This window comes from Gordonia gummivorans, from assembly GCF_022513585.1.
GTDB lineage: Bacteria > Actinomycetota > Actinomycetes > Mycobacteriales > Mycobacteriaceae > Gordonia.
This window is the reverse complement of the sequence record NZ_JAKWBF010000031.1, coordinates 43,538-66,478: the sequence shown is the minus strand read 5'-3', so window position 1 is coordinate 66,478 and position 22,941 is coordinate 43,538. Positions and strand designations below refer to the sequence as shown.

Here is a 22,941-nt window from a genome sequence, read left to right as displayed (position 1 = left end):
CACGACGACATGCGATGCCGTGCGGGCGAGGCCAGGAGTCGCGAGTTGATGGTCCACTCGCCAGCCCACGTTCTTGGCGAACGATTGGCCCGCCCAACTCCACCAGGCGAGCGGACCGGGCCGGTCGCCGTGTACCTGTCGCACCACGTCGACGAGCCGACGTCGGCCGAGAACCGAGTCGAACCACTCGCGGTCCTCGGGAAGAAATCCGTCCATGGTGCGGGCGGCGCGCCAGTTGGTCACGTCGTGCTGCGTGTGTGCGATGTTGAGATCGCCGACGAGAAGGAACTCGCGGCCTTCGCGCAGTGCGGCGAGACGACTCCGGTTCAACTCGCGTGCAAACGCGGCGAGGAAACGCCGCTTGCGCTCGTATTTCGCCCCACCGTCGGGCTCCTCACGCATCGACCCCGGGCGCTGACGGTGCGCAGGCAGTCCGCCCTTCGGAAGATAGACACAACCCACCGTCACGGGGCGGTCGGCGAGGTCGACCTCGAGGTAGCGGCCCTGCGCGGCGAACTCGGCGAGCCCACGTGCGCGCGGCGGATGGGTCACCCACGTACGCATGGCGGTCACCGGCGTTCTGGTCAGCACAGCAACGCCGTTGCGGCCGGCGACTGATCCGACGTCCACTGCGGAAGCGTAGCCCGGGAACTCCCCGACTTCGGACGCGGGACATCGGAGCTCCTGCAGCGCGATCACGTCTGCCGACCGCATTGCCAACCAGCGGTCGAATCCGCGACGACGCGCCGCGCGGATGCCGTTCACGTTGAAGGTGGCGACAGTGAACGACCCGGTGGTGGATGGACCCATGTTTCACCACTGTGCCGTACTCCGGAATCCCGGTGCCTGCGGGTTATCGACAGTACCCGTAGGTACACCAAATGGCCCTGCTGAGGGGTAATGGCACACCCTGTCAGGGCACCCGAAATCGGACATACCGTGATGGTCATGCAACCACCGAGTGCACTCACCCTGCGAAACACGCTGCCCAGTCTCGGAACGTTCGTCATCGCAACGGCGATGGTCCTCTCCGCGAGCGGTTGTTCGAACAGCTCCGAGCGTGCCGACACCGGACTGCCAGCGGCCTCATCCGCCGCCGTGTCCTCGGGCACCGCGCCGGGCCTGCCGAACGGCGATGCGACCGGACCACGGTCATCGGTGCAGTTGACGGTCGCGGCAGGCGCGGATGCTGGAGACGCCGAAGGACGGTCTCTGACTCTGCCCGAGGGCTGGTCTGCAGAAGTATGGGCCGACGTTTCCGAGGCGCGGCTGGCCGCATGGGCACCGGACGGCCGTCTCGTCGTCTCGACCGGCGACCGCGGTGCGCTGTATTCACTGACACCGACCACCGCTGGGCGCGCTCCGACGCGGACCCCCTTGTTGGAAGGTCTCAGTGACCCGCAGGGCATCGCGTTCACCGAGTACCAGGGTCGACAGATCCTCGTCGTCGGCGAAGAGACCCGAATCGTTGCCTGGGACTACACCGGCGGCGCGGTGTCGAACCGTCGGGTCATCATCGACGATCTGCCTTCGTCCGGCCACGGAAGCAAAGCCGTGGCAATCCGCAACGGAATGGTCTACTACAGCCTCGGCTCGAGCCAGAACCGAGATCCGGCCGACCGCACCGCTACGCCGCAACGGGGTGTCATCGCCCGGATCTCGCTCGGCGGCACCGGCAACACGGTGTTCGCGTCCGGTGTCCGCAACGGTTTCGGACTTGATTTCGCGCCGGACGACACGTTGTTCGTGGCCGTCAACCATGCCGACAATCAGCCATATCCGTATCGGGACGACTCGGACGACTACGGGCAGACGGTGCGCGAGTACGTCAACGAGAATCCGGTAGAACAAGTCACCCGCATCTCCGAGGGCGCCGATCTCGGGTGGCCGCACTGCGTTCCGGATACTCGGGGACGCGCCGACAAGCGCGATCTGCCTTACGTTGCCGACCCGGTGAACAATACGGACGGCCGGGAACTGAACTGCGCCGCCCTCCCGAACACGATGCTCGGGCTACCCGCTCACAGCGCCCCGCTCGGCCTGGCTTTCACCGCAAACACCCCCGTGCAAGCGGTATTGGGTTCCGGGGCGATCATCACCGCGCACGGATCGTGGAACCGTCGTCCGCCGCGGCCGCCTTATGTCGCGTACGCGCAGTGGGATACCGCCACCCGGACGCTCGGACCGGCAGTCGAACTCGTCACCGGATTCCAGGAAGACAACGGTTCGCGATGGGGCCGTGCCGTCACGGCGATTCCCGGCCCCGACGGGTCGGTCTATGTGACCGATGACGAGGCAGGTCTGGTGTATCGCCTTACGCCGGAACGACTTCCGGACTGATCCGGCTCTGGCGCGCGGACCGGGATGGCTGACCCGCCGGCGCCCCGGGGCAACGGCCGCGGGTCAACGCTCGGCCTGCTGCCTGATCATCTCCAGTGCATCGTTGAAGCCGACCGGTGTGCCGCTCGAACCTGCAAGACGATCGACGCGCAACCCCTCGATGGGCCTGCCGACGACGACGCCCGGCACCGCTTCGGCGAAGCGTTCCCCGGTCGAGCAGTGAATCGACCGCTTTCCCGGCGTACTGCCACGCCGCGCTCGCGCAGAATCGGCGCTCGATCCCTGACATCACCGGCATGAGATCCTCCCTCGACTAGTAAGGGTGACCTTACTTACATAGGGGACTGCAGACAAGGCCCGCGTGACCGCGGCGGGCGGCCGGCACCACCGACGACCGCTACTTGACCTCGGTGCGCAGCACCCGGATAACCCCCAGTACCAAGGGGATGGTGATCCAGATGGCTGTCGAGACAATCAGCCTCGTCCACTGTTCCCCGGTGCCCCAGTCACCGGATTGGAGCGGCACAGTCGTGGTGGTCAGGTCGATCCACCCGGCCAGGTGAGTCTTGAACCACGGCACCAGTTCCGAGAGCAACGACAGCACGGTCGGCAGTGCGAAGTAGGCAACGATTGCACCGGGCGTGTTGAGGATCAATGCGGCGAAGCCGAATCCGACGAGCAGCCAGATCATCTGCATCGTGAACGAGTTGACCAGTGCGGCGGCGGTGAACTCCCACGAGCCTGCCGGGTCGCCGTAGATCAGGCCGGCGACGACGTTGGCGACCGCGGCGAAAAGCAGCGACAGTCCGACCGCAGCGACACCGGCCACGAGCGCCACTCCCAGTTTCGCCAGCACGATTCGTTCGCGTCGAGGCTCCATGGTGAAGGTGCTCAACGCGTTTCGCTGACTCCACTCACTGGTGACGAGCAGGATCGCCATCACCGGCAGGATGGTCGAAATGGGGATGTTCATCATGGCGAAGAACTCCAAGAAATTCAGCTGACCGAGATTGCTGCGGTTGGCGATCAGCATCGCGATCACCACGATGGCCGAGATGACCCCGACGGAGGCGGCCAGCCAGAAGCCGGCTCGAGTGTCGACCAGTTTGCGGAGTTCGACGCGGGTCAGTCGGTGCAGCGGGATCGGTGCGTCGTCGCGTTCGTTGGTCGTTACCGACGGTCGCAGCAGAGTGATGGTCATGAGTGTGCTCCTTGCAGTGCGCCGGCACCGAACGCCGGAACGGATTCTCGTTGAGTTTGCTGGGTCAGTTGGAGGAACATCTCTTCCAACCGCGCCCCGTCGCCGACGCGCAGCTCGACGAGCGGAATCTGTTGCTGCAGGGCAATTCTGCCGATGTCCTCAGGTGCGGCGTCGGCGGTGAAGCCACCGTCGGACACCGGACGCGCGGCGATCCCGGACAGCGACAACGCGCGCCCCAGGGCATCGTCGTCGAGCGAGCGCACGCGTGTCCCCGTGCCGGCGAGGAGCTCGTCTTTCGTGCCCTGAGCCACGATGCGCCCCTGTCCGACAACCAGGATCTCGTCCGCGACGATCTCGATCTCGTGCAGCAGATGGGATGACAGCAGCACCGTTCCGCCGCGATTCGCATAGTCGCGCAATAGACTTCGCATCCAGTGGATACCCGCGGGGTCGAGGCCGTTGGCCGGCTCGTCGAGGATGAGAATATGCGGGTCACCGATCAGCGCGTTGGCGATGCCAAGTCGCTGACGCATGCCGAGTGAGTAGTTGCGGACGCGCCGGTTCGCCTCGTCGGGGGTCAGGCTGACGAGGTCGAGCATCTCGCCGACGCGGCTGTCGGGCATCCCCAGCGTCATGGCGGTCAGCCGCAGGATCTCCCGGCCCGTGCGACCGGCGTGCTGCGCCGACGCGTCGAGCAGCACCCCGACCTGGGTCGCGGGATTCGGGATCTCGCGGTACGGACGGTCGCCGATACGGACCGAGCCCGACGTCGGCGGCGTGAGGCCGACCATGATGCGCATCGTGGTGGATTTGCCGGCGCCGTTGGGTCCGAGGAAGGCGGTCACGACGCCCGGCTTGCACTCGAACGAGACGTCGTCGACCGCGACATAATCGCCATATCGTTTGGTGAGGTTCTCGACTGTGATCATGGCTTCGATCGTGTCGCGCCCGGCACCCCGGACACATCGGGTGGAAGTCTGAGAACCTCCCCCAATACCTGACCGCCGAAGTAGGGGTTGACCCCGAGGCCGAGTTGGCGATGGCCGCTGTCGCGCTCAGTGCTCGACTACGCGACCATTGTCGATCTGCCACGCGCGGTTGGTCCGCACCTTGGCCAGCATCCGCCGATCATGGGTGACCAACAGGAGGATGCCGTCGTAGGAATCCAACGCGGATTCGAGTTGCTCGATGGCGGGGAGATCGAGGTGATTGGTCGGCTCGTCGAGGACGAGGACGTTGGTACCCCGGGCCTGCAACAGCGCAAGCGCCGCCCGCGTCCGCTCGCCCGGAGACAACTCCCCGACCGGACGCTCCACGTGGTCGGCACGCAACCCGAACTTCGCCAGCAGCGTGCGAACCTCGGCGGGCGTGAAGTCCGGAACCAGCGCGCCGAACCGTTCGGTCAGCGGTGCAGATCCGGTGAATTGTCCACGCGCCTGGTCGATCTCGCCAATCGCGACGTTGGCACCGAGTTGCGCGGTCCCCTCGTCCGGCGAGAGTCGTCCGAGAAGCAGCTTGAGCAGCGTCGACTTCCCAGCACCGTTGGGACCCGTGATCCCGATCCGGTCACCCGCGTCGACCTGCAACGACACCGGACCCAAAGTGAAATCTCCCTGTCGCACAACAGCATTGTTGAGCGTGGCGACCACCGAGCTCGAGCGGGGTGCGGCACCGATGGTGAATTCGAGAACCCATTCCTTGCGGGGTTCGGCAACTTCCTCGAGTCGTGAGATCCGACTTTCCATCTGGCGAACCTTCTGCGCCTGCTTCTCACTCGACTCGGTCGCGGCGCGGCGTCGGATCCTGTCGTTGTCCGGGGCCTTGCGCATGGCGTTGCGCACCCCCTGGCTCGACCACTCACGTTGAGTCCGCGCCCTCGCCACCAAATCCGCTTTCCGTTCGGCGAACTCCTCGTATTCTTCGCGACGATGCCGACGCGCGACCTCACGCTCTTCGAGGTAGCTCTCGTATCCGCCGCCGAACACGGTGTTGGTGTGTTGCGCCAGGTCGAGTTCGATGATCCGGGTCACGCTGCGCGCCAAGAACTCTCGATCATGGCTGACGAGCACCACGCCGCCGCGCATGCCGCGCACCAGGTCCTCCAGACGCGTCAGCCCGTCGAGGTCGAGATCGTTGGTCGGCTCGTCGAGCAAGACGATGTCGAACCGCGAACACAGCAGCGCGGCGAGGCCGACGCGGGCGGCCTGCCCGCCCGACAGACCGGACATCAGAGCCGACTCAGGCGCCACCGACCCGACGTCGAGCCCCAGGTCCGCGAGCACTCCCGGCAGCCTGTCCTCGAGGTCGGCGGCGCCGGTCGCCATCCAGTGGTCGAGTGCCGCAGCGTAGACGTCGGCAGGATCCTCGCCACCCGGCGCGGGGTCTTCGGCGAGTGCCGCCGCCGCGGCATCCATCGCCGAAGTCGCTGCCGCACAACCTGTCCGCCGCGCGACGTACTGGCCGACGGTCTCGCCGGGCACGCGTTCATGTTCTTGCGGCAACCAACCGACGAACCCATCTGCCGGGGACCGCGTGACCGACCCCTCCAACGGGGCGAGTTCGCCCGCCAGCACTCGCAGCAGTGTCGACTTCCCCGCCCCGTTGGCCCCGACCACACCGACGACATCGCCGGGCGCAACTGTCAGATCGAGGTGGTCGAACAGCACACGGTGCGCGTAGCCGCCGGAGACATTCTTGGCGACGAGGGTTGCGGTCATGCAGACCATCGTCGCACCCGGGCGAACGAGCCGACAGTGGACGGAACCATGAGCACCACTTGTGCAGGACAACACCCACTAAGCTCATGCGGTGATGCCCAACCCGTATCCGCAGGCGACACAGGGCACCGTCTACGGGGTCGGCGCTTACACGATCTGGGGATTGTTCCCGCTGTACTTTCACCTGCTGATACCGGCCGGCGCCTGGGAGATTCTGGGCAATCGGATTGTGTGGACCCTGGTCTGTTGCCTGGTGCTGCTCGCGGTGCTTCGTCAGTTCGGATTCGTGCGTGACCTGCTCCACCATCCTCGACGCATGGCGGCGACCGCGGCGGCCGGCGTCGCCATCGCCGCCAACTGGGTCATCTATGTGCAGGCCGTTGTCACCGGTCACGTCACCCAGGCGTCCCTCGGCTACTTTCTGAACCCGCTGTTCACCGTCGCTCTCGGGGTGCTCGTGCTGCGGGAGCGATTGCGACCGCTGCAGACGACCGCCGTCGGGGTCGGCGGAATCGCATGCGTGTACCTCGCCATCGACGATGGCCAGATTCCGTGGATCGCTGTGAGTCTCGCCCTGAGCTTTGGAACCTACGGGTTGATCAAGAACCGGATCGGCGGCAAGCTGACGGCGTTGCAGAGCCTGACGACTGAGACCCTGTTCCTCACTCCACCCGCGGCGGTGATGCTGCTCGTGCTCGCGATGCAGGGTGAGGACACCTTCACCACCGAGGGCTGGGGACACACCGCGCTGTTGATGAGCGCCGGCGTGGTGACAGCCATCCCGCTGCTCCTCTTCGCCGCGGCCGCCAGCCGAATCCCGTTGGTATCAGTGGGTCTCCTGCAGTTCATCACCCCAATCCTGCAGCTCATCTGTGGCGTCGCCATCCTCGGTGAGCACCTCAGCCCGGGCCGATGGGTCGGCTTCGGGATCGTGTGGGTGGCACTGCTGCTGCTCAGCGTCGACGCAATCCGCCAAGCCCACCGTGTCCGCCTCGTCGCGCGCTCATCTGTCGACACAACGACGGCGTGACCGGCGACCCCTCAGCAACTCTTGTTGGCGAGTGCGGGACCCTGGTCCGATTCAGCAGCCGATTGACCATCCTCCGTCCGTCGGCGCCGCATTGCCTCAATCGATTTCAGCACCACCGCCAGCATCGGCGCTCCCAGCACCATTCCGATGAGACCGGCAATGGTGCCGCCGATCATGGTCGCCAGCAACACCCAGATCGGGTGTAGCCGCAGCGACGAGCCGAGCGCCCAAGAACTGACTGCGCTCTGAATCGTCCCATTGGAGATCAGGAAGGTGACTGCCATGATCGCGGCCGCCGAGGCCCCGCCGGTTCCGAACGCGATCAAGACGACGAACGCACCCGTGATCCACGCGCCGACGAACGGAACAAACGACAGGAGGAAATAGAGGATCAGGATCGGAATGACCAGCGGAATCCGGAGTATGAACAGCGGAATCAGAAAGATCGGCGCGGTCAGTAGCGCCGTAATCGCAGTGCCCCGGAAGTATCCGCGAATCGATTCACGAGAGATCTCGACGACTTCGGCGACGGAGTCGGCCTCCAACCGCGTGTTACGGGCCAACCACGCGGCGAACCGATGGCCGTCGCGCAGCACGAAGAACAGAAAGAAGAAGCTGAAGAAGGTGCCCATGACCAGTGAGATCGCCCCGTAGAACGTACTCGACACCGCGCCGAAGACACCCTGTCCGACGTTCTGGGCCGCGTCTTCGATCGCTGAGCGGATCGGCTCCAGCCACTCATCGTTGATGTCTAGCGACTGCACCCAACTGACCAGCGAATTCCAGCCCGCGGTGAGCTGGCGAGCGATCTCTGACCATTGATCGATGAAACCCACCACCACGATCGCGATGGTGCCCGCCAGCACGGCGACGGCGAGCAGCAACGTCACGACGGCCGCCGGCACCGGCGGCACTCGCCATTTCTCGAGCCGATCAACCAACGGCTCGAGCACCACACCGAGGATGACTGCGATCACCAACGGCACCAAGATGCCACTCACCGCACCAACGGCGAGCGCGATCACGACCACCAATGCGATGACCCCGAGTGCCGACCACGCGCTGATCCCGAGACTCTTGAGGCGAGTCGTCAAGGTCGGCGACACTCCGCTGCGCATCATCAATGGCCCTTCAGCTTCTACACGGGACCACCATGACCCGCACTCCTGACAGAGCTTAGGTTGTGCATCCAGTTGGACCGCGATGGAGCCGGAGCCACGCTGCCGAGCCCGGAGGTTCGGCAGCGTGTTGAAGACGCCTGCTCACGTGCAGCCCGGGCCCGAAAACGATGAAGGCCAGATCAGAAACACTCTGACCTGGCCTTTCGAGTGGAGCTAAGGGGACTCGAACCCCTGACCCCCACACTGCCAGTGTGGTGCGCTACCAGCTGCGCCATAGCCCCGTATGCGGTTGTCGAGACCGGCCGCAACCGGTGCTCTGCCCTCAAGAAGGGCACTGGCGAAATTACACCATCGGGGCGTGGGCGACCAAATCCCCGATGTGCGGCCGGTACCGCGGTCAGCGGTGGATCAGCTGGTCCCAATTCGCTGGCACCCGGTCGCGTGGACCCGGGACGGTCTGGTCCGCGGGATGTTCGGTGGGGGCTGCGAGATTGGGTCCGAGGGCGAAGTCGCCGCTTCCGTAGTCGTAGAACCAGTCCTCACCGGGTTCGTAACTCTGGACGATCTGATGGCCGGTGCTCTCGACGTGTGCGGTCGCGTGCTGCGACGGCGAGGTGTCGCAGCAACCGACGTGGCCGCAGGCGGCGCAGCGTCGAAGATGGACCCACCACCCTCCGGACTGCTCACATTCCTGACAGCCCGGCCCACTCGGTTGGACGTCGGCGTTGATCTGCTCGACCGGATCGCTCATGACTCCACGCTAGTCTCCCGAGCACCGGGATGGACCACTACCACCGGCTGGGGTGCGATCCTGCGAGCCTCGAAGCCGCTGGTGAGAGGACATTGTTGTCTCGCCAGCCCTTCGAGGCTCGTCGCTAGCGCTCCTCGCACCTCAGGGATCGGCAGGAAGGCTCGTCGCTAGCGCTCCTCGCACCTCAGGGATCGGCAGGAAGGCTCATCGCTGGCGCTCCTCGCACCTCAGGGATCGGTGGTGGTGGCTCAACTCAGGATCGGTGACGCAGGGAGGGGAGGATCAGCTGTTGTCCGATCCGATGATGTCGTTGAGCCAGTTGGTGTTGCTGATGTCGACGGCCTCGCCGTTGTGCAGGACCGTCGGGGTGCCCGCTTGGTCGCCGAGGACCTTCTGCAGTTCCTCGAACGACGCGGTCGCCTTGTCGCCCGCTTCGCCGACCTTGGCGCCATCGGCGATGCACTTGGTGGTCGCGGGTGATGCGCCCTGTTCACCGGCGATGCGGGCGAGATCGGCGTTGGTCAGGTCGGAGCTGCCGCCCTCCTGGGGTTGGTTGCTGAACAGCGCCGAATGGAACTTGAGGTACACGTCCGTGTTGCCCTCGGCGGCGACGCAGGTCAGGGCGCCCGCGGCACGCACCGAGTAGTCACCCGAGGCCGACTTCTGGTTCAGGAAGTCGAGCGTGTGGAACCGCACCCGGATCTTGTTGCCGGTGATCGCGGCGTTGATCTGCTGGCCGTACTGCTTCTCGAACTGCCCGCAGATCGGGCACAGCGGGTCTTCGAAGAGGTCGATCGTCGGCGCGGTGCCCGGCCCGGCGATCATGGTCGCGTTCGCGCTGAGTGCCGAGTCGTCGGCGCTGCCCTTGTCGCGCTGGCTCCAGAAGATCCCGCCGATCACCAGCGCAGCCACCACCAGAATGGCCAACCCGCCGAGGATGTAGGTCATGCGGCTGGAGTTCGCACTCGGCTGATACTTCGACTTCGTGGTCTTCGGCACCGACGCCCCGGACTTGCGCTTGTCGTTCACGACGCTTCTTTCTCTCGGATTTCCTGCACTCGACTCTATCGGTCCAAAGATAAGAATCGGCTGGTTGATTACGATCACACCGTGAGTGACCCGCCTGCCGAGGAGTCCGGCCCCGAAGAGGTCGGCCACGTCCACGCCAACGTGGCCGGCGGTCGGGTGCGCGCAGCCACCTTCGGCGCGATGGACGGCCTGGTCACCAACATCAGTCTGGTCGCCGGTGTCGGTGGAGCCGGCGCCGACGCGCACACCATCGTGCTCTCCGGCGTCGCTGGGCTCGTCGCCGGCGCGTTTTCCATGGCGCTCGGCGAATTCACCTCGGTGTCGACGCAGAACGAGCAGGTCGACGCCGAAGTGCGCGTCGAACGTGACGAGTTCACCCGCCACCCCAAAGCAGAGCTCGACGAACTGATCGACGAGTTCGTCGGAATGGGCATGACCGAGGAGACCGCGACGGCCGCCGCCACCGAGATCCATCAGGACACCGAGCGGGCGGTCGACTTCCACATCACCCAGGAGCTCGGCGTCGATCCCGTCGAACAGCCGTCCCCATGGGTAGCCGCGGTCTCGTCGTTCCTGATGTTCTCGATCGGCGCGGTGATCCCGCTGATCCCCTACCTGCTGGGCTTCTCGTCGTTGACCGCCGGTCTGCTCGTCGGCGCTGCCGGACTCCTCGTGGCGGGCGGCCTCGCCGCCTACGTGACCCGACATCCCATGTTGCGAGGCGCCCTGCGACAGTTGGCCTTTGGCGCCATAGCCGCGGGCGCAACCTATCTCGTCGGCTGGCTCATCGGGGTGCCGGGCGCCGGCTGACCCAGCTCATCCCTGCAGCGCTGCGTCGACGACCTGTTGCGCCTCGGTCTGCACTTGCGCGAGATGCTCTGCCCCCTTGAAGGATTCGGCGTAGATCTTGTAGACGTCCTCGGTGCCCGACGGCCGCGCCGCGAACCACGCGTTCTCGGTGGTGACCTTGAGTCCGCCGATGGGCGCGCCGTTTCCGGGCGCCTCGGTCATGATCGCCGTGATGGGTTCGCCCGCGAGTTCGGTCGCACTCACCTGCGACGCCGACAGCTTGGCGAGCACCGCCTTCTGCTCCCGCGACGCGGGGGCATCAACGCGTGCGTACGCACTTTCGCCGTACTCGTCGGCCAACTCGCGGTACCGCTGCGACGGCGTCTTGCCGGTCACCGCGAGGATCTCCGACGCCAGCAACGCCATGATGATCCCGTCCTTGTCGGTGGACCAGGGACTGCCGTCGAACATCAGGAACGACGCACCTGCGCTTTCCTCGCCGCCGAAAGCAATACTGCCGCTGAGCAATCCGTCTACGAACCACTTGAATCCCACCGGCACCTCGAGCAGCGGCCTGCCGATGCCGTTGACCACCCGATCGATCAACGACGAACTCACCAGCGTCTTGCCGACCGCCGCACTCTCGGCCCACCCCGGTCGGTGGGTGAAGAGATAGTCGATGGCGACCGCCAGGTAATGATTCGGGTTCATGAGTCCGCCGTCGGGCGTGACGATGCCGTGCCGGTCGGAGTCGGCGTCGTTGCCGGTGGCGATGTCGTAGGAGTCCCGCGCAGAGATGAGTGACGCCATCGCATTCGGCGATGAACAGTCCATGCGAATCTTGCCGTCGGTGTCGAGGGTCATGAACGAGAAGGTCGGGTCGACCGTCGGGTTCACCACCGTCAGGTGTTGCAGGTTGTACCGAAATCCGATGCCTGCCCAGTAGCCGACGGATGCACCACCGAGGGGATCGGCGCCGATGTGCACCCCGGCTTCGCGGATCGCCTCGAGATTCACGACGTCTTTGAGCCCGTCGCAGTAGTTGATCAGGAACGAGAACTCTTTGACGAACTCCCCGGATCGGGCCTGTTCGAACGGGATTCGCTTCACATCGGCCAATTTGTTCGCCAGGATCTCGTTGGCACGCGCGGCGACCACCGAGGTGATCGTCGTGTCCGCAGGTCCGCCGCTGGGCGGGTTGTATTTGAAGCCGCCGTCGCGCGGCGGATTGTGCGACGGCGTGACGACAATCCCGTCGGACAGCACGCCCGGATTGTCTCGGTTGAACGTCAGGATGGCCCGGCTCACCGCGGGAGTCGGTGTGAACGAGTCACTTTCGGCGGTGAGCGTGGTGACCTCGTTGGCAGCCAGCACCTCGAGAGCACTGCGCCACGCGGGAATCGACAACGCGTGCGTGTCGAAGCCGATGAACAGTGGGCCGGTGATGCCCGCGCCACGCCGATACTCGACGATCGCCTGCGTGGTGGCCAGGATGTGGGCTTCGTTGAATGCGGTGTCCAGGCTCGAACCTCGGTGCCCGGAGGTTCCGAACACCACTTGCTGAAGCGGATCACCCGGGTCCGGCACGTTGTCGTAGTAGGCCCGTTCCACGGCCGCTACATCGATGAGGTCTTCGGGCAGGGCCAACGTACCAGCGCGAGGATGTGCCATGGTTCGAATTCTGCCACCATGACACGCCTGCGCGCAGCAACGATAGCGTGTTGATCGTGTTGATGAAGTCGCCGAGCAATCCCCGGCTGATCGTCCTGGTGGCACCGGGTGGGACCGATCGCAGCTACCGCCCATTCAGCCCATGGCAGAGTTCGGCCCTGCGGATGTACCCGTTCACCTGGTCGATCCGTGCGCGCTTCGGCCGGGCCGTCGCAGTCCGCCAGCTGCGCTACCGCGTCTACGGCTGGAACGGCGACCAGGCCAGTCCGATGCTCTACGCCCGGGCGGCGCTCGAGGACATGTGCCGTCAACACCCCGGAGTGCCGGTGGTCGTGATCGGCCATTCGATGGGCGGCCGCGTCGCCGCCGGTCTTGCCGAGGATCGACGCGTCGTCGGGGTGCTCGGACTGGCCCCGTGGTGGCAGTACGCCGATTGGCGGTTCATCAACCCGGGTGCCCGCGTGGTCGCCGTGCACGGCGACGCCGACGAGCGCACGTTCGCACGCCGCACCCGCAAGGGCATCGAGGAACTGCGGGCGCAGGGATTTCGCGCCGAGTTCGTCCCCGTGCCCGGTGGGGGCCACTCGATGCTCGACCACATCCTGTTGTGGCAGGGCGCCGCTCTCGCGTTCGTCCGGCAGGCACTGTCGGATCAACGTGGCTGAACGCTTTGTCGCGCTTGCACCACACCGTCGAATTCGACGTAGGTATCGCCCCGCAGCACGTACAGCGGATCGTCCTCGACTTCGGAGTACGCCTCGCGACGTAGCTCGGTCCGTGTGCGCTTGAACGTCGACGTGTGTTCGAGATGGTCGACGATCCGGACGAACAGCGGCACCGCGTAGCCGGGCAAGTTCGCGCGCACGCGCTCGGCGAAACCGTCGGGATCGAATTCTGCGTCGGCCTTGAGGCTGACGGCAACCATGCCGGCCTTGCCGTCGGCATCGGGTATCGGCACCCCGAAGACAACCGCCTCGTCGACCTCCGGCTGAGCATCGATGACGGCTTCCACCTCGGTCGTCGCCACGTTCTCCCCCTTCCACCGAAAGGTGTCACCGATCCGGTCGATGAACTCGATGTGCCAAAAGCCTTGGTCGCGAACGATATCCCCGCTGTTGAACCAGCTGTCACCCTTCTTGCGCGCATCGGTGATCACCTTTCTGCGCGACGCGTCCGGATCGGTGTAGCCGTCGAACGGGATGAGTTTGTTGATCTCCGCGATCAGCAGGCCGGTACCGTGCCGTCCCACCGGGATCACCCGTCCGTCCGGGCCGCGCAGCGGTTCGCCGGTCTCCTCGTCGTACTCGACGATCGCGTACTTCATCGGCGAGAAGCCGGCCGTCCTGGACAGTCCGAAGATGTTGATGAAACCGATGTTGGCTTCGCTCGCCGAGTAGAACTCCACGACCCGGTCGATGCCGAAGCGCTCGGTGAACTCGTCCCAGATGTCGGGGCGCAACCCGTTGCCGACCGCCAGGCGCACCCGATGCGCGCGATCGGTCGGTCTCGGTGGCTGCGCAAGAAGGTATCGACAGAGTTCGCCGATGTAGCAGAACGCGGTCGCATCGTTCTCGATCATCTCGTCGAAGAATCGCGACGCCGAGAATTCTCGGCCGACCGCCAGACAGGCACCCGCCACCAGGACTGAGGACACCGAGACCGTCAGCGCGTTGTTGTGATAGAACGGCAGCGCCGTGTACATGACGTCATCTGATCGAAGCCGGATGCCGAATCCGCCGATGCCACCCATCGCGGCGAGCCAACGATAGTGACTCATCTTGCTGGCCTTGGGATATCCGGTGGTCCCGGAGGTGAAGATGTAGAAGGCGGTGTCGTCGGCCGATATCGTGTCGGTCACCGCCGGATTCTTCGACGAGCAGCCTGTGGCCCGACGATGCAGATCGGCGAATTCCATCTCGATCGGCGGCCGCGCGGTATTGGACACCGACTCCAGCGCTTCGAACAGATCATCCTGGTAGACAACAATCTTCGCGTCGATGAGCCCGAGACTGTGTTCGAGCACCTGGCCGCGCTGATGGAAGTTCAGCATTCCGGCGATCGCGCCGATCTTGACGATGGCCAGCATCGTGATGACGACGTCGGGATGGTTGCGGGAGAGCACGGCGACCACGTCGCCGCGCGAGATCCCCTGGCGTGTGAGGAGATCAGCGATTCTGTTGGCGTGCTCGTTGGCTTCCCGGTAGGCGATCGATCTGCCTTCGAAACGAAGGAAGTCGCGGTCGGCGAACTTGTGGGCGTTCTGCGCGAATCGCTTGCCGATGGACATCTTTGCCGTCGGCAGTTGCGGAATCGCCGACGGCAGCGCTCGCAGCATCGTCGGGATGTCGCCGCACAACGAGGCGATCCCGCACACCATGTCTCGCAGCCCGATACTCTGCCCTCCGCTGTTGTCCGGCATCGCTTCTCCTGCTCACTTGCCCGGTATCGGTGCCACTCCCCCGCTGATGTCGCTGATCCGCCAGCCGTTCTTCTCGATGGTGATCGGGTACAGCGCGGTGGTCTTGACCCCTTGAGGCGACTGTACGTTGCTCGTCGTGACGTCCACGAACACCTGAACCTCGTACTTGCCGTCGTGCTGCGCGGTGATGTCGCTGCCCACGAGCGACCCCGTCGACGTCCACTGCAACTGTCCGAGCAGGTCGCGCAACGCCGGTTCGCTGCTCGAGAACTGCCCGGCGAGGCGGTCGTTGACGCCGCGGCGCAGGCTGGCGAACCAGGGGTCGAAGTTGCGGTAATCGATGTGAGCGGCAGCCACCGCATAGTCCGCGGCCACCTGCTGAGCATGCAGTGCGTCGGCATTCTGCGATCGTTCGGCATCGAGCTGGGTTTGCAGCGATCGCATCTGCCAGAGCGATACTCCGGTGACGACCAGCAGCCCGACGATCACCACGGCCGCGGCCCACCGGATGACACGTGGCGACCGCAGGGTGCTGACAACACTCGAGCTGCCCGTGGTGCCGGCATCGGACGGCTTCGACTTCGCCTTGGACACCGCCGCTTCGGTTACGGGCGCTTCGGTAGCGGCTGCTTCGGTCTCGGTTTCAACGGCGTCGGGGATGGCAGTGTCGCTGTCGGCTACCTCGACGGCGCCGGGGTCGTTGTCCTGCGTCACTTCGGTGTCGTTGTCTTTCATGGGTTCTCCCGGGTCGGAGGATTCTCTTGATGAGCTTGTGTCTTCGGTGCGATCGGGGTTCATCGTGGCGGCACCACCCGTATCCGGAGCACGCCGTTCTCGTCGACCACCTGCAGGCCCGCTGCGGCAACCGCCGCCAGATTCACGCGCGCCGCGGGCGCGACCGCCGTCAGGGTGGGTTGCAGGACGCCGATGATGGCGGCCGCGTCGGGCATGGTGGCCGCGAGGTACTCGCCGATCTTCTTGGTGAACGGGATGATCACGTCATACCAGCCCACCGCGCCCTCGGTGGCGGTCGCCAGACCCGGCAGCAGGCTCCACAGCGTCGCGAACGGCACGTTCATGTGCGCAAGCTTCGGCGCGGTCTCGCGCAACACCGGCCCGATCCGATCGGCCCGTGAGCGCAAGAGAAGTTGTTGCACATGGTCGAACACCCCGGAGAACTCGGTCCGATAGGTGGTGACGGTGCGGGCGGTGCGCTCGGCGAAGTCGCCGATGCGGGCCAGGTCGGCATCCCGGCCCTGCCACCCCGACGTGATGGTGCGGGCCAGCTCTTCCAGCGTCTCCGGGTCGAACTGCCCGGTCAGACCCCGCATGTGTGCCAGCATGTCGGCCACCCCGATACCGGGATCGACGTTGTCGCTCAGCACATCTCCGTCCGAGATGTAAGGTCCGTCCGCATCGGTCGACGAGAACTCGACGTACTGTTCGCCGACCATCGACAGGTTCGCCACCCGAATGGATGCGCCGGCCGGGATGTCGGCATTTGCGTCGATGCTCAGGTGGGCGCGCAGACGGGTGCCATCGGTGTCGATCGACGTCACCTTGCCGACCTCGATCCCGTTGTACAGAACCGCCGAATTCGTCTGCAGCCCACCGGACTGCGCGAGCTCGACGATCACAGAATCCTTCTCCGCCAGCGGGTTCACCCGCAGCACACCGACCGAGAGATAGATCGTCAGCAGGATCGACACAATGACAAGCAGCACGAGGCCACCAATGGCGCGAGACTGCTTCATTTTACGGCTCCGATCATCCGCAACACCGCCGCGACGGTCGAGGTGTCCACGGTCGACGGACCGGTTCCCCGACCGTCGGCGGTGGTCACGTCGACGACGTCGACCGACGGACTTCGCAGCCAGGGAACGATCCGATCCCGCAGCAGGGCGTCGACCCGTGCGATGTCCGACGGCGCACCCGAATCGAGGCGTACCGCGGTGTCCACCAACGGATTGACCACAGCTATCAGGCCTTGCAGCGTTGCGTATCGCGGCACCACCAGGTCGCCGATCGGGACCACGTTGGGGCCCAGGGCATTCAAGACATTGGACAGTCCGAGGAAGGCCGACACCGCGCCACTCACGCGGCGCGGCCCGAATTCGAAGGAGAATCCGAGGGCAGCGGCGTTGGCGTCGAGAGTGCGCGAGATCTCGGCCACCGACGCGATGATCTGCCGGATCGACGCGCTCTCTGATGTGCTGCGCGCGATAAGTGCGCGCAGCACCTCGATTCCGGTGTCGCGGTCGGTCACATCGGCCGGGAATGCGTTGTTGGCGTTGGTGATCAATCGTTGCAGTGTGGCGACCGTCCCGCCGTTGGCGAGCGCGGCGACGCCGCCGAGCAATTCCTCGACCTGGGGCGCGACCGAACTGTGCGCGAGATCGATCACGCCGCCGTCGGGCAGGTCGGAACCCGCACGTGATTGCGGCGGAGTCAGCGCGATGTAGAAGTCACCGAGCAGAGTGGCCTGCCGCAACTCGGCGGTGCTCCCGACTGGGATCGCAACGGCCTCCTCGACGTCGAGCATGGCGATGGCGACACGACGTCCGTCGCGTGTCCCCAACCGCACCTCGCGGAGCACGCCCACCCGAGTGCCGTTCAGCAGAACCTTGCTGCGCGCCGGAAGATTGAGGACAGAGGCGAATTCGACCGACAGGGTTCGGCTCGCGCCGTCCACCCGCGTTCCGGGCAGCGGCAGATCGGTCGGCTGCATCGAGCAGCCGGACACCATCACCACCACTGCCGCAATCAGAGTGAGCACGAGTCGTCGATTCCGAACGTTCATCTTCACCGCCCTCCCCGCGCCGTACCGAGCACCATTGCGACGAGCGCGAGATCGACGGTGTCGGTGCGTCCGGCGACCGGACGACACGCTCCCGGCATCGCGGCATTGACCGTGCGGCACACCACGGGCGACGACGCGGCAACCCGAACCCGCGGGGGCGCGACCGTCACGCCACCGGCCTTGGCACCCTGAGCGAGAATGCGCTGCAACCCTGCCGACACCGGCGGCAGCTTGCGCAGGATGCCCACGATGGTCTCGACCGGTACGCGGTCGAGCAACGGGACGAGCACGTCGAGCACCTTGAACACGTCTGGCGAGTAGGTGCGAATGAGACGCAGCAGTGACGGTGTCAGCTTGGTTGTGTCGACCACCGCCGGGTTCAGCACGGAGAACCATTCGTCGAAGGTCACTGCGAACTCGCCGAGCTTGGTCAGTCCCAGTTGCAAAGCAGGCCAACGCTCGACGAAGAATCCGGTGAGTTCGCCGACGTTGGTCAGCAGGGACCGGAGTTGTGCGTCGCGCAGTGCCGGATCACCCAGCGCCGCAGCAAGTCCCCGGACGGCATTGTTGAAGTCCGGACCGGTCCCGCGCAGCGACTCGTTCACCCGGTTCATCGCGTCACGCACGATGTCACGCCCGCGCCCCGACGTCGACGCGGCCGCGGTCACCTCCCGAGACAGTTTGTCGAAGGCGGCGTACGCCTCGCTGACGCTCTTCGGTGTGTGCGTCCGATCCAGGGGGATGCACTGGCTCAGATCCCACGCCGGACCGGTGACGCGACCCGACGGAAATTCCAGATGCCGGTCGGTGACAATGGAGTCCGACGTCGTCACCGCGGACACGTCGGCGGGCAGCTCGACACCGTCGTCGAGATCGAATCGCACTTCGACATGGCCCTGCGACGGTGCGATCGACGTGACCTCGCCCACCCGAACGCCGCGCATGGTCACGTCGTTGCCGGGATACAGCCCGATGGCATCGGCCATCTGGGCGCAGCCGCTGCGACCGTCGGTTTCGTCGCCGAGGAACATCGCCGTCACCGACACCACGAGTGCGATCGCCACGAGTGCGCTCAACAGGATCCTCGGCCGTAAGAGTCGTGTCACTTCCTCAGCACCTCCGTCCCGCGCTGGGGACGCAGAGTCCGCCACGGGCCAGGCTTTGCGGCGTCACCGTGACGCCGGGCACCTCGACCACCACCGCCGACATGTCCACGCCTGCTGCGCGTCCCGGAAGGCCGAGTGCGACAGCGACATCGGAGACCACGGTCTTCAACTTGGCCAGCAGCTCGTCGATTCGGCCCGGCTGCTGCTGCAGCGTCCGCACCATCCCGAGCACCTGTTGCAGCGGCGGCTCGATGGTTCCGGTGAATGCATCGACCGGCTTTCCGATGAACGCGAACAGGGCGCCGATCGATCGGACCGTCTCCACGCCTTCGGCTTTCACCTGGTACGCCTTGGCTCCGACGAAGCCGATGAGGCGCAACATCTCGACCAGGCGCGCCCGCCCGCTGTTGAGCCCGGCCATGTACTCGTCCGTCAGGGCGACGGCGGCGTCGAGGTCGCGGCCCCGATCGCCGATCGAGGTCGTCAGCTTCCGCATGTCGGCGATGATCTCGCGGATCGCGCTGGGCTGACCGTCGAGCGCCGCGGTCACCTTGTCCAGGGTCTGCGAGATGGTCACCCCGTCCACGCGGTCGACGACCTGTCCGGAGTCGGCGATGACGTCGGCAAGGGTGTAGGGAACGGTTGTCCGATCTACCGGTATCGGATTGCTGCCCAGCGGGTTACGACCCGCCGGGCGCAGGGCCACATAGTGGCCGCCGATGGCGGTGAGCAGTCGGACGTCGGCGGCACTCTGGTCGCCGATCGCGAGGTCGTCGTCGATGCGCATCGTGACGTCAACTCGGTCGGGATGCAGCGTCACCTTTGACACCTCGCCCACGGTCACACCGGCGATCCGCACCTCGTCGCCGATGCGCAGTCCGCCGCTGGTCTCCAGTCGCACCGCAATCTCGCGATGCCCGAAAGGATCCAGATAGATCACCCCGCAGACCACGGCCAGCGCGATGGCCACCACTATCCCGATGAGACCGATCCGCACCTGTCTGCGCTCGACCGATCGTTCGTCGCGTCGCACCTGCTGGGTCATCGGCACATCACCACCGGCACGCCGGCCAACAGCACCTTGGTCATCGGCGACGGAATCGCCTCGCCCTGTGAGCACGTCAGCTTCTTCTGCGCTGCGACGCGCAGTGACCCGTCGAGCGCGTCGATGAGTGACGGCACCTGCGCGAGCAACGCGGTCGCCGAGTTGACCCCCGGTACCCACGCGCGCAGCAGACGGTCGACGTCGGCATAGTTGCCGTAGTAGGCGCCCTCGAGTTGGCCGAGTAACTGTCGCACCGGACCCAGGCTGCGAGCCGCGAGCCGCATCGAAACCTGCGTCTTGTCCGCGGACGCCGCCAACACCCCGAAGGCGTCACCCATCCGCGCGATCAGATCGTTCAACCTCGGTGACTTGTACCGGATCTCGGCGGCCACGCGGCCGAGCTGGGTGATGATGGTCGCGATCATGGCGGAGCGGTCGGCGACCACGCCGGTGAGTTGTCGCAGCTGTTCGAGAACGGACCCGACGTCGGGACCGCGGCCTTCGACGACGGCAAGGATGTTGGTCATCAACGAGTTCAGCTGTTCGGGTTGAAGCGTGCCGAACAGCGGTCGCAGACCGTTGAACATCTCGGTGATGTCGAACGAACCGACCGTGCGCGCGACGGGGATGACCTCCGACGGTGGCGTCGTCCCCTGTCCGGCGCCGTCGGTGGTCAGGTCGATGTAGCGTTGCCCGACCAGGTTGAGGTAGCGAATGGCAACCTGGGTGTTGGCGTACACATGACTGGTCGTCGTCACCGAGAATCGTACCTGCGCAGTCATTCCCCCACTACTGCGACCGTCGGTGCCGGTCAGTTCGATGGACTCGACCTTGCCGACCCGCACACCCCGTTCGCGCACGTCGTTGCCGACGGAAAGTCCGGAGACGTCGGTGAACTGCGCTGTGTAGGTCTGCTGGTCACCGGACACCGATGGGTTCAGGGCCTCGACGATCACCCACCCGGCCACCAGCATGGCAACCACGAAGACCACGAAACCCGCTGTTGCCCAGGCACTCACTCGATTCATCGGGTACCGCCCATTCCGGCGAGCACGGAGGTGATCTGCGGGAGCGATGCGAGCGTGGCCCAGACCCGGAGACGAACCGCTCCGCTGTCCTTGGGGAACGCGCGCTCGAGCCGGCCGATCAGCTCGTGAATGTCGGCGGCCGACGCCGGCACGGTGGAGAGGGTGTAGCCCAGGGGCGCACCGAGAGTCAACGACGCGTCGAGGACGGTGGCGAGTTCACGCGGGTTGTGCCCGACTACCTGCCCGAGGGTGATGAAGGTCTGCACCAGGCCGGTGAGCGCACCGGTCACCTTGGCGGTTTGAACCGGATCGGCATACATCTCGGTCTTCTCCACGAGCGTGGTGAACAGGTCGACGAAAGGTTCGGCGAGACGGTCGGCACCGTGCAGGGTGTCCGCGGAGATACGCAGCACATCGGCGAACGGCATCCGCTGATGTTGTTTGGCCAGAACGAACAGTTCGAAGCCGCCGGATATCAAGGGAGACAACTGGTCCACCACCTGATCGAGGCGGTTGATCATCGCATTCACGTCGTTGCCCGTGAGTGTCGTGGTGATGGAACCGATGTCGCGGAGCACCGCAATCGCCGACACCCCAGCGGAATCCGCGTCGACGGCGACGACGTCACCGGCGCGCACGGCCGGCCCCGGAGCGACCGGCGTCAACTCCACACCGACCACGCCGAAGATGTTCGAGGGCACAAATCGTGCCGTGAGTTGTCCGTCGATCCCCCGCGCCTGATCGGCGTCGAGTGCGACGGTCATGCGCTGCTGTCCATCGTCGGTCACCTCGACGTCGTCGACACGCCCCACCAGCAGTCCCCGGTACTTGACGTCGGCCCCGGCCGTGAGACTGTCGGCCACTTTCGCTGAGGTGAGGGTGATCTCGACGTCATCGTCGAACGCGCGCTGCGCATACAGCGCGATCGGGATGGTCACGATCGCGACGATCGCGACCATCGCGAGACCCCACACCGCATGTCGGCCGGTGCTGAGGCCACGGCCGGAGTGATCGACGGGCGGGCCGATCATCCGGAGAACCTGAATCCGACGTCGGTGCCCCAGAACACCAGGGTGAGCAGCATGTCGAGGACCACGATCAGGATGAAGCTGAACTTGATGGCGCGTCCGGTCGCCGCGCCCACGCCTTCGGGCCCGCCACGCGCGTAGAAGCCCTGATAGCCATGCACGAGGACCACCGCGACGATGAAGACGACCACCTTGATGACCGCGTAGAAGACGTCGATCGGCCTCAGGAAGGCGTTGAAATAGTGCTCGTAGGTGCCCGACGATTGGCCGTGGAATCCGGTCACCACCCAGGCGCTCGTGAGGTACGCCAGCACCAGCGTGATCAGGAACAGCGGGATGATGGTGACCACCCCGGCAATAGCACGGGTGGTCACCACGAACGGAATGGGCGTCACCGCTTGGGCTTCGAGGGCGTCGATCTCCTCGGAGATGCGCATCGCGCCGATCTCGGCGGTCATTCGACAACCGGCCTGCGCGGCGAAACCGATGGCGGCGACGATCGGTGCGATCTCGCGCGTCGTCGCATAGGCCGAGAGGAATCCGGTGAGCGGTCCCATCCCGAACATGTCGAGAGATCCGAAGGCCTCCACGCCGATCGAGCCACCGACCGATGCGCCCAGCACCACGAGCACCGCGACCGTACCGCCGCCGACGATCACCGTCCCGCTGCCCCACATCATGTCGCCCAACACCGCGAGTGTCTGATTTCGGTAGTGGCGCAACGTATGTGGAACCGCTCCGATCACCTGAGCGGCGAACCGCAACTGATGGCCGAGCATCGCGAGCAACCGGCCGGGCAGACTTGCCGCGTCGGCCAGCCGGCGGGCGCGGGGATGCGCGTTAAGATAGAGGTCCAGACCCGTCAT

General features: G+C 65.6%; 21 protein-coding genes and 1 tRNA gene. 4 read left to right on the top strand and 18 right to left on the bottom strand.

Annotated elements, in window-relative coordinates:
• The coding region (locus MKW15_RS19730) for an exodeoxyribonuclease III (RefSeq protein WP_240861134.1) at positions 1-810 on the bottom strand (810 nt) is incomplete at its 3' end.
• Positions 811-948: 138 nt separating this feature from the next.
• On the opposite strand from MKW15_RS19730, the gene MKW15_RS19725 reads away from it, so the two are divergent.
• Positions 949-2,340, top strand: a complete 1,392-nt coding sequence (locus MKW15_RS19725; protein ID WP_240861132.1) for a PQQ-dependent sugar dehydrogenase — start codon at positions 949-951, stop codon at positions 2,338-2,340.
• Positions 2,341-2,737: 397 nt separating this feature from the next.
• Here the strand turns inward: MKW15_RS19725 and MKW15_RS19720 are convergent, their stop codons facing one another.
• From MKW15_RS19720 to MKW15_RS19710, 3 genes are all read right to left on the bottom strand, one after another.
• Entirely contained in the window at positions 2,738-3,541 is an 804-nt protein-coding gene (locus MKW15_RS19720) for an ABC transporter permease (protein WP_240861131.1), read from the bottom strand.
• Positions 3,538-4,470, bottom strand: a complete 933-nt coding sequence (locus MKW15_RS19715; RefSeq protein WP_240861129.1) for an ABC transporter ATP-binding protein — start codon at positions 4,468-4,470, stop codon at positions 3,538-3,540. Before MKW15_RS19715 ends, MKW15_RS19720 begins: the two co-directional genes overlap by 4 nt.
• A gap of 126 nt (positions 4,471-4,596) precedes the next feature.
• A complete protein-coding gene (locus MKW15_RS19710; RefSeq protein ID WP_240861127.1) occupies positions 4,597-6,258 on the bottom strand; it encodes an ABC-F family ATP-binding cassette domain-containing protein in 1,662 nt (553 codons plus the stop codon).
• Positions 6,259-6,352: 94 nt separating this feature from the next.
• On the opposite strand from MKW15_RS19710, the gene rarD reads away from it, so the two are divergent.
• Positions 6,353-7,288 (top strand): EamA family transporter RarD, encoded by a 936-nt coding sequence (rarD, locus tag MKW15_RS19705; RefSeq protein ID WP_240861143.1) that lies wholly within the window; start codon positions 6,353-6,355, stop codon positions 7,286-7,288.
• Positions 7,289-7,299: 11 nt separating this feature from the next.
• Here rarD and MKW15_RS19700 read toward each other — a convergent pair whose 3' ends face one another.
• From MKW15_RS19700 to MKW15_RS19685, 4 genes are all read right to left on the bottom strand, one after another.
• The gene (locus tag MKW15_RS19700) at positions 7,300-8,409 is read right to left on the bottom strand and encodes an AI-2E family transporter (protein ID WP_240861125.1); all 1,110 of its coding nucleotides are present in this window, start codon (positions 8,407-8,409) and stop codon (positions 7,300-7,302) included.
• A gap of 208 nt (positions 8,410-8,617) precedes the next feature.
• Positions 8,618-8,690 (bottom strand) — tRNA-Ala (locus MKW15_RS19695).
• A 116-nt stretch (positions 8,691-8,806) separates the two neighbouring features.
• Positions 8,807-9,160 carry a UBP-type zinc finger domain-containing protein gene (locus MKW15_RS19690; RefSeq protein ID WP_240861123.1) on the bottom strand — a complete coding sequence of 118 codons (354 nt, stop codon included), beginning with the start codon at positions 9,158-9,160 and terminating at the stop codon, positions 8,807-8,809.
• Positions 9,161-9,442: 282 nt separating this feature from the next.
• Positions 9,443-10,189, bottom strand: a complete 747-nt coding sequence (locus tag MKW15_RS19685) for a DsbA family protein (RefSeq protein WP_240861121.1) — start codon at positions 10,187-10,189, stop codon at positions 9,443-9,445.
• A gap of 81 nt (positions 10,190-10,270) precedes the next feature.
• Between MKW15_RS19685 and MKW15_RS19680 the strand changes: the two genes are divergently transcribed.
• Positions 10,271-10,999 (top strand): VIT1/CCC1 transporter family protein, encoded by a 729-nt coding sequence (locus MKW15_RS19680; RefSeq protein WP_240861120.1) that lies wholly within the window; start codon positions 10,271-10,273, stop codon positions 10,997-10,999.
• Positions 11,000-11,005: 6 nt separating this feature from the next.
• Here MKW15_RS19680 and pgm read toward each other — a convergent pair whose 3' ends face one another.
• The gene (gene pgm / locus MKW15_RS19675) at positions 11,006-12,649 is read right to left on the bottom strand and encodes a phosphoglucomutase (alpha-D-glucose-1,6-bisphosphate-dependent) (RefSeq protein WP_240861118.1); all 1,644 of its coding nucleotides are present in this window, start codon (positions 12,647-12,649) and stop codon (positions 11,006-11,008) included.
• Positions 12,650-12,711: 62 nt separating this feature from the next.
• Between pgm and MKW15_RS19670 the strand changes: the two genes are divergently transcribed.
• Positions 12,712-13,314 carry a serine aminopeptidase domain-containing protein gene (locus tag MKW15_RS19670; protein ID WP_240861141.1) on the top strand — a complete coding sequence of 201 codons (603 nt, stop codon included), beginning with the start codon at positions 12,712-12,714 and terminating at the stop codon, positions 13,312-13,314.
• On the opposite strand, the gene MKW15_RS19665 is transcribed toward MKW15_RS19670, so the two are convergent.
• Genes MKW15_RS19665 through MKW15_RS19625 form a run of 9 tightly spaced genes read right to left on the bottom strand, consistent with a single transcriptional unit; the run spans position 13,302 to position 22,941 of the window.
• Positions 13,302-15,068 carry a long-chain-acyl-CoA synthetase gene (locus tag MKW15_RS19665; RefSeq protein WP_240861116.1) on the bottom strand — a complete coding sequence of 589 codons (1,767 nt, stop codon included), beginning with the start codon at positions 15,066-15,068 and terminating at the stop codon, positions 13,302-13,304. The genes MKW15_RS19670 and MKW15_RS19665 overlap by 13 nt on opposite strands.
• 12 nt (positions 15,069-15,080) lie before the next feature.
• Positions 15,081-15,803, bottom strand: a complete 723-nt coding sequence (locus tag MKW15_RS19660; protein ID WP_240861115.1) for a hypothetical protein — start codon at positions 15,801-15,803, stop codon at positions 15,081-15,083.
• Positions 15,804-15,862: 59 nt separating this feature from the next.
• Entirely contained in the window at positions 15,863-16,822 is a 960-nt protein-coding gene (locus MKW15_RS19655) for an MlaD family protein (protein WP_240861113.1), read from the bottom strand.
• A complete protein-coding gene (locus MKW15_RS19650) occupies positions 16,819-17,868 on the bottom strand; it encodes an MlaD family protein (protein ID WP_240861110.1) in 1,050 nt (349 codons plus the stop codon). Before MKW15_RS19650 ends, MKW15_RS19655 begins: the two co-directional genes overlap by 4 nt.
• Positions 17,869-17,870: 2 nt before the next feature.
• Positions 17,871-18,944, bottom strand: a complete 1,074-nt coding sequence (locus MKW15_RS19645) for an MlaD family protein (RefSeq protein ID WP_240861108.1) — start codon at positions 18,942-18,944, stop codon at positions 17,871-17,873.
• Positions 18,945-18,978: 34 nt separating this feature from the next.
• Positions 18,979-20,019: an MlaD family protein gene (locus MKW15_RS19640; RefSeq protein WP_240861107.1), complete on the bottom strand. Its 1,041-nt coding sequence runs from the start codon at positions 20,017-20,019 to the stop codon at positions 18,979-18,981.
• Entirely contained in the window at positions 20,016-21,047 is a 1,032-nt protein-coding gene (locus tag MKW15_RS19635; RefSeq protein WP_240861105.1) for an MlaD family protein, read from the bottom strand. The genes MKW15_RS19640 and MKW15_RS19635 overlap by 4 nt, the downstream gene beginning before the upstream one ends.
• The gene (locus MKW15_RS19630) at positions 21,044-22,078 is read right to left on the bottom strand and encodes an MlaD family protein (RefSeq protein WP_240861103.1); all 1,035 of its coding nucleotides are present in this window, start codon (positions 22,076-22,078) and stop codon (positions 21,044-21,046) included. The genes MKW15_RS19635 and MKW15_RS19630 overlap by 4 nt, the downstream gene beginning before the upstream one ends.
• Entirely contained in the window at positions 22,075-22,941 is an 867-nt protein-coding gene (locus MKW15_RS19625; RefSeq protein WP_240861100.1) for an ABC transporter permease, read from the bottom strand. The genes MKW15_RS19630 and MKW15_RS19625 overlap by 4 nt, the downstream gene beginning before the upstream one ends.

Bases quoted from the DNA above. Each gene is read 5' to 3' on its own strand.
- MKW15_RS19725 (WP_240861132.1), top strand. From the start codon at position 949: ATGCAACCACCGAGTGCACTCACCCTGCGAAACACGCTGCCCAGTCTC.
- MKW15_RS19720 (WP_240861131.1), bottom strand. From the start codon at position 3,541: ATGACCATCACTCTGCTGCGACCGTCGGTAACGACCAACGAACGCGAC.
- MKW15_RS19715 (WP_240861129.1), bottom strand. From the start codon at position 4,470: ATGATCACAGTCGAGAACCTCACCAAACGATATGGCGATTATGTCGCG.
- MKW15_RS19710 (WP_240861127.1), bottom strand. From the start codon at position 6,258: ATGACCGCAACCCTCGTCGCCAAGAATGTCTCCGGCGGCTACGCGCAC.
- rarD (WP_240861143.1), top strand. From the start codon at position 6,353: ATGCCCAACCCGTATCCGCAGGCGACACAGGGCACCGTCTACGGGGTC.
- MKW15_RS19700 (WP_240861125.1), bottom strand. From the start codon at position 8,409: ATGATGCGCAGCGGAGTGTCGCCGACCTTGACGACTCGCCTCAAGAGT.
- MKW15_RS19690 (WP_240861123.1), bottom strand. From the start codon at position 9,160: ATGAGCGATCCGGTCGAGCAGATCAACGCCGACGTCCAACCGAGTGGG.
- pgm (WP_240861118.1), bottom strand. From the start codon at position 12,649: ATGGCACATCCTCGCGCTGGTACGTTGGCCCTGCCCGAAGACCTCATC.
- MKW15_RS19670 (WP_240861141.1), top strand. From the start codon at position 12,712: ATGAAGTCGCCGAGCAATCCCCGGCTGATCGTCCTGGTGGCACCGGGT.
- MKW15_RS19665 (WP_240861116.1), bottom strand. From the start codon at position 15,068: ATGCCGGACAACAGCGGAGGGCAGAGTATCGGGCTGCGAGACATGGTG.
- MKW15_RS19660 (WP_240861115.1), bottom strand. From the start codon at position 15,803: ATGAAAGACAACGACACCGAAGTGACGCAGGACAACGACCCCGGCGCC.
- MKW15_RS19655 (WP_240861113.1), bottom strand. From the start codon at position 16,822: ATGAAGCAGTCTCGCGCCATTGGTGGCCTCGTGCTGCTTGTCATTGTG.
- MKW15_RS19650 (WP_240861110.1), bottom strand. From the start codon at position 17,868: ATGAACGTTCGGAATCGACGACTCGTGCTCACTCTGATTGCGGCAGTG.
- MKW15_RS19640 (WP_240861107.1), bottom strand. From the start codon at position 20,019: ATGACCCAGCAGGTGCGACGCGACGAACGATCGGTCGAGCGCAGACAG.
- MKW15_RS19635 (WP_240861105.1), bottom strand. From the start codon at position 21,047: ATGAATCGAGTGAGTGCCTGGGCAACAGCGGGTTTCGTGGTCTTCGTG.
- MKW15_RS19630 (WP_240861103.1), bottom strand. From the start codon at position 22,078: ATGATCGGCCCGCCCGTCGATCACTCCGGCCGTGGCCTCAGCACCGGC.
- MKW15_RS19625 (WP_240861100.1), bottom strand. From the start codon at position 22,941: ATGACGGGTCTGGACCTCTATCTTAACGCGCATCCCCGCGCCCGCCGG.